Annotated in this window: 10 protein-coding genes; all 10 read left to right on the top strand. The window is 60.9% G+C overall.

Annotation, left to right across the window (positions count from 1 at the left end; translation table 11 throughout):
• A partial coding sequence (gene asd, locus ACRC1E_RS03895; protein WP_438513798.1) for an aspartate-semialdehyde dehydrogenase occupies positions 1–922 on the top strand: 922 nt, incomplete at its 5' end.
• A 75-nt stretch (positions 923–997) separates the two neighbouring features.
• Positions 998–2,011 (top strand): aspartate-semialdehyde dehydrogenase, encoded by a 1,014-nt coding sequence (locus tag ACRC1E_RS03890; RefSeq protein WP_438513797.1) that lies wholly within the window; start codon positions 998–1,000, stop codon positions 2,009–2,011.
• A gap of 125 nt (positions 2,012–2,136) precedes the next feature.
• Positions 2,137–4,488, top strand: coding sequence for a FimV/HubP family polar landmark protein (locus ACRC1E_RS03885; RefSeq protein WP_438513796.1), 2,352 nt, complete (start codon positions 2,137–2,139; stop codon positions 4,486–4,488).
• Positions 4,485–5,756 (top strand): type IV pilus assembly protein FimV, encoded by a 1,272-nt coding sequence (locus tag ACRC1E_RS03880; RefSeq protein ID WP_438513795.1) that lies wholly within the window; start codon positions 4,485–4,487, stop codon positions 5,754–5,756. Before ACRC1E_RS03885 ends, ACRC1E_RS03880 begins: the two co-directional genes overlap by 4 nt.
• The gene (locus tag ACRC1E_RS03875) at positions 5,743–6,381 is read left to right on the top strand and encodes a hypothetical protein (protein WP_438513794.1); all 639 of its coding nucleotides are present in this window, start codon (positions 5,743–5,745) and stop codon (positions 6,379–6,381) included. The genes ACRC1E_RS03880 and ACRC1E_RS03875 overlap by 14 nt, the downstream gene beginning before the upstream one ends.
• Positions 6,378–7,166, top strand: coding sequence for a tRNA pseudouridine(38-40) synthase TruA (gene truA / locus ACRC1E_RS03870; RefSeq protein WP_438513793.1), 789 nt, complete (start codon positions 6,378–6,380; stop codon positions 7,164–7,166). Before ACRC1E_RS03875 ends, truA begins: the two co-directional genes overlap by 4 nt.
• A gap of 13 nt (positions 7,167–7,179) precedes the next feature.
• On the top strand, positions 7,180–7,803 hold the full coding sequence (locus ACRC1E_RS03865; protein ID WP_438513792.1) for a phosphoribosylanthranilate isomerase: 624 nt from the start codon (positions 7,180–7,182) through the stop codon (positions 7,801–7,803).
• A complete protein-coding gene (trpB, locus tag ACRC1E_RS03860; protein ID WP_438513791.1) occupies positions 7,790–8,989 on the top strand; it encodes a tryptophan synthase subunit beta in 1,200 nt (399 codons plus the stop codon). The genes ACRC1E_RS03865 and trpB overlap by 14 nt, the downstream gene beginning before the upstream one ends.
• Positions 8,990–8,999: 10 nt before the next feature.
• A complete protein-coding gene (gene trpA, locus ACRC1E_RS03855; protein ID WP_438513790.1) occupies positions 9,000–9,788 on the top strand; it encodes a tryptophan synthase subunit alpha in 789 nt (262 codons plus the stop codon).
• A 54-nt stretch (positions 9,789–9,842) separates the two neighbouring features.
• Positions 9,843–10,712, top strand: a complete 870-nt coding sequence (gene accD, locus ACRC1E_RS03850; protein ID WP_438513789.1) for an acetyl-CoA carboxylase, carboxyltransferase subunit beta — start codon at positions 9,843–9,845, stop codon at positions 10,710–10,712.
• Positions 10,713–10,718: the final 6 nt, after the last annotated feature.

Raw genomic sequence — 10,718 nt, 5'->3', positions numbered from 1 at the left:
GGCGATGGACGTGATCGTCACCTGTCAGGGCGGCGACTATACCAGCGAGATCTACCCGCAGCTGCGTGCTGCCGGCTGGAAGGGCTACTGGATTGATGCGGCCTCGACGCTGCGCATGGACGACAATGCGGTCATTATCCTCGACCCGGTCAACCGCAAGGTGATCGACGACGCGCTGGTTCGCGGCGTCAAGGACTACGTCGGCGGCAACTGCACCGTATCGCTGATGCTGATGGCGCTGGGCGGCCTGTTTCAGAACGACCAGATCGAGTGGGTGAGTTCGATGACCTATCAGGCCGCCTCCGGCGCCGGCGCGCAGAATATGCGCGAGTTGCTCTCGGGTATGGGTGCGGTCAATGCCGAAGTGAAAGCGCTGTTGGCCAATCCGGCCTCGGCCATCCTCGATATCGACCGCAAGGTGTCCGATTTCCTGCGCTCGGAAGAGTTTCCGTGCCAGAACTTCGGCGTGCCGCTGGCCGGTAGCCTGATTCCGTGGATAGACAAGGATCTGGGTAACGGCCAGTCCAAGGAAGAATGGAAGGGTGGTGTCGAGACCAACAAGATTCTCGGCCGCTTGGCCAATCCGGTGCCGGTTGACGGCCTGTGCGTGCGTATCGGTGCGATGCGCTGCCACAGTCAGGCACTGACCATCAAGCTCAAGAACAATATCCCGCTGGACGAGATCGAGGCGATGCTGGCTGCGGCTAATCCGTGGGCCAAGGTGGTGCCGAATACGCGCGAAGCGTCGATGAAGGACCTGACGCCGGCGGCGGTGACCGGCACGCTGACCACCCCGGTCGGGCGCTTGCGCAAAATGTCGATGGGCGGCGACTACCTGTCGGCCTTTACCGTCGGCGACCAGCTGCTGTGGGGTGCGGCCGAGCCCTTGCGCCGCATGTTGCGTATCCTGATCGAGCGATAAAACGGTAGAATGGCCGCCAACGCTATTCATCCATAAAAGGCGCTGCGGCGCCTTTTGCTTTTCGGGAAGACAAAAATGCAACAATCCATCAATGTCGCCGTAGTCGGCGCGAAAAACCTGATTGGCGAAGCCGTCCTTGATTTGCTGGCCCAGCGCCACTTTCCGGCTAGCCGCGTGTACGCCGTCGATGGCGAGGACTATGAGGGTGATGTTGCCGCCTACGGCAATCGCGAGCTGGAGGTCCATCAGCTGGCGGACTTCGCGTTCGAGAATGTGCAGCTGGCGATTTTTGTTGCCGGCAGCGATGCCGCGCGCCGCTATGTGCCGGATGCGCGCGCCTCCGGCTGTATCGTCATCGATTTCAGTGCGGCGTTTCGTGCCGATGCAGGCGTGCCGCTGCTGGTGTCCGCCATTAATGAAGGCTTGCTGACGGATGCCGGTGAAGCCGGCCTTGTGTCCGTGCCCAATTGCACGGTGACGCCGCTGGCACAAGCCTTGGCCGTGTTTACCGGCCAAGGCCTTAAGCGGGTGACGGTATCGACTTACCAGTCGGTATCCGGTGCCGGCCAGGAGGCGATGGAAGAGCTGGCGACGCAGACGACCGCCTTGTTTGCCCAGCGCGAGACCGAGGTGAATGTCTTCGCCAAGCGCATCGCCTTTAATGTGCTGCCGCAAATCGGCGACACGGATGAGGCCGGAGACAGCGCCGAAGAGCGTTCGGTGCGTGACGAATTGCGCCGCGTGCTGGCCTTGCCGGCACTGGCAGTTGAAGCGACCTGTGTGCGGGTGCCGGTGTTCTTTGGTCACGGCTGGTCGGTTGCGCTTGAAGTGCAAGATGCCTTGAATCGTGACGAAATCGCCTTGCAGCTGGAGCAGGCCGGTCTGCAGGTGGTGACAGAAAGCGACAGTTATGGCCCCTACCTTACGCCGATGGAAGCGACCGGCAATGAGCGGATCTGGGTCAGCCGTTTGCGCGTTGAGGGCACGCGGGTGCAGTTCTGGCTGGCGGCCGATAATGTGCGTGCTGGTGCCGCGCTGAATATTGTCAAGCTGGCTGAAGCGATGCTGGGCAAGGGATATTTTGCCTGACTCCTGATTCAGGGTAGTATTCGTTGAATATTGATGCCGTTTGAATTGAAGGGAGGGTATGGGTCGTGTCCGGGGACGCATCGCCTGTACCGAATGCCCCAACCTTATTGACCGGAAGGCAGATTGTGACCAGGCGTACTACAAAAAAATTAAGCGCAGTGCTGGTGTCCTTGTTGTTTACTTCAACGGCGTTTGCCGGTCTTGGGGGGATTCAGGTTCGTTCCAGTCTAGGCGAAGCCCTGCAGGCCAATATTGCCCTGAGTGGCATGGATGCAGATGAGGCCGACAAATTGCGCGTCAGTCTGGCAAGTCCGGGTGCGTTTCGTGACTTGAATGTCGATTATGCGCCGGTGCTGGGTTCACTGCGCTTTGCCGTGGTGCGCCAAGGCGGAAAACCGTATATCCGGGTGATGTCTTCGCAGGCCATCCACGACCCCTATCTGCGCTTTGTCATCGAAGCGCGCACGCCGACCGGTCGCAGTCTGCGCGAATACACCGTCCTGCTGGATCCGGCTGATTATGCATTGCGCCAACCGGCACTGGAGCAGGATTTGCCTGTGGTTGCCAAGCGTGCCACTCGTGCCGCCTCACCGGTTCAGCCGCTGCGTGCGGGTAGTGTTGAAATTGCACCGGGCCAGACCCTGATGTCGCTGGCACGCCGTGCTCGTCCACCGCAGGCCAGCCTGAGCCAGACTATGGCCGCGATCTTCAAGGCCAACCCGCATGCGTTTATTGCCGGCAACCCCGAGCGTATGCTGGCCGGTGCCCGGGTCGCCATACCCGGCGCCGCGCGCATTGCCGCCATCAGCCCGCTGGAAGCTACGCGCTTGATGAGTGGCAATCAGGGTGAAGTCCGCCGTGAAATAGCGGCCATTCCTGCGCCGGTCAAGCCTGTGCTTGCCGTGCCCAAACCTAGCCCCGCCCCTGCGCCTACGGTCACGCCGGTAAACCCGCCTACCCAAGCGCCGGTAAGCGCGCCGCTTGTTGCTGCGCCGACTGTCAGCCCTTCCGTTAAATTGAGTGCACCCGAAGCCGGGGGCGATGAATCCGCAGCGCGTTTGTCTGCGCTGGAGCTAGAGATTGCCAACCGTGACCGCAGCTTGCAGCAGACGCAGGAAAAAATTGTCCAGTTGGAAAACCGCCTGAAACAGATGCAGCTTGCCACGCAATCGGTGGTAGTGCCGGAAGAGGAAGCATCGTTTACCGATGGCCTGTTCTCCCAGTTGCCGCTGATAGGCGGCGGGCTGGCCGCATTGGCACTGGCTTTATTCGGAGGGAATCTGCTGCGCAAGCGGCGTGAAGCTGCACGCGTGGGGGCCGCTTTCGGCGCACGGCCGCTAGGCGCGGCTACCGGGCTGCAACATGGGCCCTTGGCGCGCACCTTGCAAACCGGTGCGGCTAACGGCAACTCTTTCTTGACCGATTTTACCCGTTCCGGCATGGGCTCTATTGATGCCGGCGAGGTGGATCCGGTGGCCGAAGCCGAGGTTTATCTGGCCTATGGCCGTGATCAGCAAGCCGAAGACATTCTGCTGGATGCCTTGTCCAAGGATCCGACCCGGCATGAGGTCCGCTTGAAACTGCTGGAGATTTACGCCACGCGCGCGGACAAGACAATGTTCGAACCGCATGCACAGGCGCTCAAGCTGGCGCTGGATGGCAAGGGGGCGTTGTGGGCCAAGGCGGCAGCACTGGGCCTGGCGCTGGATCCGCAAAACCCCTTGTATGCGGATCAGGAAAGTAGTCCGCTGGCCGCTATGGCGGCGCCGGTGGCGATGGCTGCTGGCAGCATGATTGATCTTGATGCAGAACTGTCGGACCTGATGCCGGCGGCGGTAGCTGCCCCTATGCAAAGCACGGTGCTGGATTTTGATACTGCCTTGAGCACGCCTGCCGCCGATGGCGTAGTGTTGGCTTCCGAGGCGCTCATTGACGATGACCCGCTGCGCGCAGCCCTGTTTGGGGACGAGCCTGCCCCTGAGCCTGCTGCTGCCCCCGCCGTTGATACGCACACGCTGGAGTTTGATCTGGATGCCTTGTTGGGCGATATGAAGGCGCCGGTCGTGCCGGAGGCTCCCGCTGCCATCAGTGCCGCGCCTGCGCTTGACGACAATCTGCTCGACTTCGATTTCCAGTTGGGGAGTGCTATCGCTGAATCCGAACCGCTTGCCGCACCTGCCGCTGCCGGCACTGCCAATGAGGGCTTTGATGGCCTGTTCGAGTTTGATATGGAATCTGATCCGGCAGGGCGGCAGTCGCTGGATGCGCTGACCGCAGATCTTGAAGCCGAATTCGCCCCGGTATCCACTGCCGGTATGGATGTGTCGGATGATCCGCTTGCTACCAAGCTGGACCTTGCCCATGTTTATATCGATATGGGGGACAAGGAAGGCGCGCGCGAAGTGCTGCTTGAATTGATGAGCGAGGCCGATGGCCTGCTGCATAAAGAGGCGGAAACGCTGCTGGCTACGCTTTGAATCGTTCTGTTTTAACACCGGCCATACTGGCCTTGCCGCTTGCGCTTGGGGTGCTGGTTGCCCCTCAGGCACAAGCCGGTCTGGGGCCGCTCAAGATATTGTCGACACAAGGCGAAGCCTTGCTGGGTGAGGTCGCGCTTGATCTTGCTGCTGCTCCGTATCCTGCACAGGTACGTCTGGCTGCTGCCAGTGATTACCCGTCTTTACAGCCTTACACGCCCAATGCGGCCGGTTTGCGCTTTGAGCTGGTTTCTATTTCCGATGGCCAGCATGTAGTGCGTATTTTTGGTCCGGCACTAGCCGGTACCGATGTGCTGCGTTTCGCGATCGAATTTGTCTGGCCGGGTGGACGCTGGATACGTGAATACCGGCTGTACGGTTACAATATTCCCAAGCACGCTCCCTCGCTGGATGCGGGTGGTGACAGATCGCGGCCATTTTTGCCGCTGGCGGATGCGTTGCCGCCTGCGCGGCGGCCTGTGTCTTACCGGGTGGCGACGGGGGATACAGCCTTTGCACTGGTTCGGCGTTTTTATCCGCGCCTGTCGCAGGAGAAGGCAACACGACTTTTGTTGGCGGCCAATCCCCGCGCCTTTGTCGCTGGGGATGCCAACCGCCTGTTGGCGGGTGCAAAACTGGTATTGCCTGATGCACCCTCCAGCACGCGGCGTATTGCCAGTGCGCCCGCGCGGGCGTTATCCGAGCCGCCACCGGCCAAAGAGATAGTGCAAGCACCTGTCGCAGCGGATGCCGAGGCGGTGGATAAGGCCAGGGCCGAGCGCAGCATTGTGCAGTTGCAGCAGGCGCAGGCGCGGCTGGCTGCACTTGAGCGCGAACTCGCCCGTCAGTCGCTTATGCCGCTTGCTTCTGCCGGGGTGGATGTCGATGACACACTGCTGGACGGGGAGCTGGCGCGCTGGCTTGCCGGTGGTGCTGGCGGGGTGGCGGTCATGAGCCTGCTGGCCTGGCAGTTGCGTCGTCGCCGTCATGCTGCCGGGGAAAAATCCAGCCTAGAGGCTGTTGCAGTCCCTGTGCGGGTGCCGGGCCTTATGGATGCGGCCGTGCCTGCAGATAGCGCCATGGTGGATGCGGCTATTGCGGGGCAGCATTATGTGGATGAGTCGGTGGCGCTATTGCAGATAGATCATCAGGCCATGAGCGGGCCGCCGGTGGACTCGGCCGAACTTGCACTGTCGCGTTTGTTTGCCGAAATGGGAGACCGTGAAGCGGCGGACCGGGCCGCGCAGGATAGCCGTGCAACGTTCTGACTGGCCGATGGCACCGGGTGCCTATTTGTGTGCCTGGCTTGCCTTGGTGTTGCTGCTGGCGGTGATGCCGGCATATTGGCTGGCGGGCTTGTGCGCCCTGCTGGCCGGGGGGCTGTGGTGGCGCAATGCCGCGCTACTGATCTCTGCATTCAAACGTATGCGCTACCTCTTGTTGTCGCTCATGCTGTTGATGGGCTGGACCGTGCCGGGGGATGCGCTGTTTGATAGCCTGTGGGCACCCAGCTGGCAGGGTTTGCACGCGGGTGGCTTGCAGGCCGCGCGGCTGTTGGTGGCGGTGTGGCTGGTGCGTGCCTTGTGGCTGTATGCCGGGCGCGAAGCCATGCTGGCGGCGCTTTATCAATTGTGTGCCCCGCTGGCGAGGCTGGGCTTGCCTGCCAAAACGCTAGCCTTGCGTCTGTGGCTGACGCTTTATCACGCCGAACGCCTGCTCAGTCAGCCGTTTCGCGCTTTATTGCAGGAAATGCGCATCTTGTTGCAACAGGGCATAGCTCCAGCCGGCCCTGATCAGGTAGAGTTGAGACTTTGCCATTGGCGCAAACGCGAGTATCTTTTTGTGCTGATGGCATGGCTAGTCACAGGATTTTTGATGAAAGTTTGGGCATGAGAATCGCACTAGGCCTCGAATACGATGGCCGTGCTTTTGCCGGCTGGCAGACCCAGCCGCATGGCAATACCGTTCAGGACAGATTGAACGCCGCGCTCAGCACGATAGCGGGCGAGCCGATTACCACGATTGCGGCCGGACGCACCGATGCCGGCGTGCATGCAGCCATGCAGGTGGTCCATTTTGAAACGCAAGCCCGCCGCCCGCTGAATGCCTGGGTGCGCGGGGTCAATGCGCATCTGCCGCCCGAAGTGGCGGTGTTGTGGTCGCGTGAAGTGGACGATGTCTTTCATGCGCGTTTTTCGGCATTTTCACGTGCCTATAGCTATTTTTTGCTGTCGCACCCGGTGCGCCCCAGCCTGACTGCAGGCAAGGTAGGCTGGTATTACGGTGCGCTGGATGTGGCGGCGATGCAGGATGCGGCACAGCGCTTGATCGGGCGGCATGATTTTTCCAGTTTTCGTGCGGCCGAGTGCCAGGCCAAGACGCCGGTCAAGGATTTGCAACTGCTGGATATTACCGCCAGTGGCGGCCTGATACGCTTTGACCTGAAAGCTGATGCCTTCTTGCACCACATGGTGCGCAATATCGTCGGTGCTTTGGTGTATGTGGGCAAGGGCAGCCTGACAAGTGAAGGCATGAGTGCACTATTGCAGGCGAGCGACCGCACCAAGGCGCCGCCGACTTTCATGCCGGACGGGCTGTACCTGACCGGGGTGGGTTATCCCGGACATTTCGATTTGCCTAGCGTGCCCGATCCGGCGCGTCTGGCCTTGTGGCGATAGGGGAAGGGCAAATATGAGTGTGCGCGTGAAAATATGCGGGCTGACCCGTGTCGAGGATGGTGTCGAGGCTGCGCGACTGGGGGCGGATGCGATCGGGCTGGTGTTCTACCCGAAAAGCCCGCGCAATGTCTCTATTGCCCGCGCTGCGGCCATCATTGCCGCCTTGCCGACATTTGTGAGTGTGGTCGGCTTGTTTGTCGACCCGACACGCGAGTGGGTGGATACCGTACTGTCCGAGTGCGCCATCGATATCCTGCAGTTTCACGGCGACGAGAGCCCTGAATTTTGTGCCAGCTTTCACCGCCCCTATCTCAAGGCGGTGCGGGTGCAGGCCGGCACCGACCTTACCGCCTGCGCCAAACGCTATGCCTCTGCGCGCGCCTTGCTGACCGATGCTTTTGTCGAAGGTGTGCATGGCGGCACCGGCCAGGTTTTTGACTGGAGTCTGCTGCCACAGGATTTGCCGCTGCCCCTGATTCTGTCGGGAGGCCTGGACGAACACAATATTGCCGAAGCCGTACGCCGGGTGCGCCCGGCAGCGGTTGATGTCTCCAGTGGTGTCGAGACGCAAAAAGGAATCAAGGACGCTGCCCGTATGGCAGCCTTCATTTCAGGAGCAAGACATGGATCGCTATGATCTGCCCGATCCGGCTGGCCACTTTGGCCCGCACGGGGGCGTGTATGTTGCAGAAACACTGATGGCGGCGCTGGACGAGCTGCAGGCCGAGTATGCCAGAGCCAAGGATGATCCTGCTTTCTGGGCGGAATACCATTACGAGCTGGCGCACTATGTCGGACGCCCCAGTCCGGTGTATCACGCCCGCCGTTGGTCCGAAACCCTGGGCGGGGCGCAGATCTGGCTCAAGCGTGAAGACCTCAATCACACCGGTGCGCACAAGATCAATAACGCCATCGGTCAGGCCTTGCTCGCGCGGCGCATGGGCAAGAAGCGGGTGATTGCCGAGACCGGCGCCGGTCAGCACGGTGTCGCTACTGCCACTGTGGCCGCGCGCTACGGCATGGAGTGCGTGGTGTATATGGGTGCCGAAGACATCAAGCGCCAAGCCTCCAATGTGTTCCGCATGAAGCTGCTGGGCGCGACCGTGGTGCCGGTCGAGAGCGGCTCGAAGACCCTGAAAGATGCGCTGAACGAGGCGATGCGCGACTGGGTGACCAATGTCGATTCGACCTTCTATATTCTGGGTACCGCCGCCGGTCCGCATCCTTACCCTATGCTGGTGCGCGACTTCGTGTCGGTGATCGGCAATGAAGCCAAGGTGCAGATGCCCGAGGCCATCGGTCGCCAGCCCGATGTAGTGGTCGCTTGTGTCGGTGGCGGCTCCAACGCGATCGGCATGTTCTACCCGTATATCCCGGTCGAGGGTGTGCGTCTGGTCGGGGTGGAAGCCGGCGGTGACGGCGTCGAAACCGGCCGCCATGCCGCGCCCTTGTCTGCGGGTCGCCCCGGCGTGCTGCACGGCTTCAAAAGCTATCTGATGCAGGACGACAATGGCCAGATCATCGAGACCCATTCGGTGTCTGCAGGCCTTGACTACCCTGGCGTGGGGCCCGAGCACAGCTATCTGAAAGATATCGGGCGCGCCGAATATACGGCAATCAATGACAGCGAAGCGCTGGCGGCATTTCATGATTGCTGCCATCTGGAAGGCATTATTCCGGCACTTGAATCCAGTCATGCACTGGCATGGGCGGCCAAAGTGGCGCCGGCCATGGGCAAGGATCAAGTCATTCTGGTCAATTTGTCCGGTCGTGGCGACAAGGATATCAATACTGTCGCCGGCCTTGTCGGCATGACACTGTAAGGGGACGATCATGTCGCGAATTTCTGCGTGTTTTACCCGGCTGGATGGTGCCAAGGCGCTGATTCCGTTTATTACTGCCGGGGACCCCAATCCCGGCCTGACTGTCGAACTGATGCATGGCCTGGTCGATGGCGGCGCCGACATTATCGAACTGGGCGTGCCTTTTTCAGACCCGATGGCCGATGGTCCGGTGATACAGAAGGCGTCCGAGCGCGCCTTGGCTCACGGTGTCGGGCTCAAGGATGTACTGGCGATGGTGGCTGAATTCCGCCAGCGCAATGCCGAGACCCCTGTGGTGCTGATGGGCTATCTCAATCCGGTGTTTTCCATGGGCTATGCCGAGTTCGCCCGGCGCGCGGCCGAGGCCGGTGTAGATGGCGTGCTGACGGTAGATTGTCCGCCGCAAGAAGCAGCCGAGTTGTCGGGGGCACTGAAAGCATCGGGGCTGGATCCGGTGTTCCTGATTGCACCGACCACGACGGCGGCAAGGGTGGCCGAGATTGCCGCTCACGCGACAGGTTACGTCTATTACGTCTCGCTAAATGGGGTTACAGGTGCCGGGAATCTGGACATTGACGCTGTAGCAGGTAAAATTGCCGCCCTCAGACAAACTATCCGGCTGCCCATCGGTGTGGGTTTTGGTATTCGTGATGCCGAAACTGCCCGTGCTTTATCGGCTACGGCCGATGCCATTATCGTTGGCAGCCGTCTGATTCAGGAAATCGAGGCGGCAACAGAGCAGACTGCCAAAGAGCAGTTGACCCGTCTGGTGGCCACGCTAAAGGCTGCCATCCGTTAGCACACCCGTTCCCGGGGCCCGCAAGGGCGCCTGGCAAGACTGTAAGGAATCTCGATGAGCTGGCTCAATAAGCTCTTGCCACCGAAAATCAAGCGGGACAGCCGCTCCGACAAGGCCTCCTCCGTTCCGGAAGGCTTGTGGAGCAAATGTCCGGCCTGTGAAGCAGTGCTGTATTACACCGATTTGCAGAGCAACCTGCAGGTCTGCCCCAAGTGCAATCATCACCATGCCTTGGGTGCGCGCGCGCGTCTGGATATGCTGCTGGATGAAGAGGGGCGGCGCGAAATCGGCGCCGAGGTTAAGCCTATCGACATCCTCAAGTTCAAGGACAGTAAAAAATATCCGGACAGGCTGGCGGCTTCCCGCGCCGCTACCGGCGAGGATGATGCCATCGTTGTCATGCAGGGCAGCATGCTGACCCTGCCTGCCGTGGTCGCCGCCTTCGAGTTCCGTTTTATCGGTGGCTCCATGGGCTCGGTGGTCGGTGAGCGTTTCGTACGCGGCGTACACGCTGCAGTCGAGGCGCGTGCCCCCTTTATCTGCGTGGCCGCTTCCGGTGGCGCGCGCATGCAGGAGGGGCTGAACTCGCTGATGCAGATGGCCAAGACCAGCGCCGCGCTCGATTTGCTGACGCAGGCCAGGTTGCCGTTTATCTCTATACTGACCGACCCGACCATGGGGGGCGTGTCGGCTTCGTTTGCCTTTCTAGGGGATGTGGTCATTGCCGAACCCAATGCCCTGATCGGCTTTGCCGGGCCACGTGTGATCGAGCAGACGGTACGCGAGACCTTGCCCGAAGGTTTCCAGCGCGCCGAGTTCCTGCTGGAAAAAGGCGCGGTCGACATGATAGTCGATAGGCGTGAACTGAAGCAGCGGGTGGCGGATTTGTCGACCCTGCTGATGCGCGAACCATCACTGAGCTGAATTTTT

This window comes from Craterilacuibacter sp., assembly GCF_051659485.1.
Lineage (GTDB): Bacteria > Pseudomonadota > Gammaproteobacteria > Burkholderiales > Chromobacteriaceae > Craterilacuibacter.
Note: the sequence above shows the minus strand (reverse complement) of the source record. Positions and strands in the feature narration are given on the sequence as shown.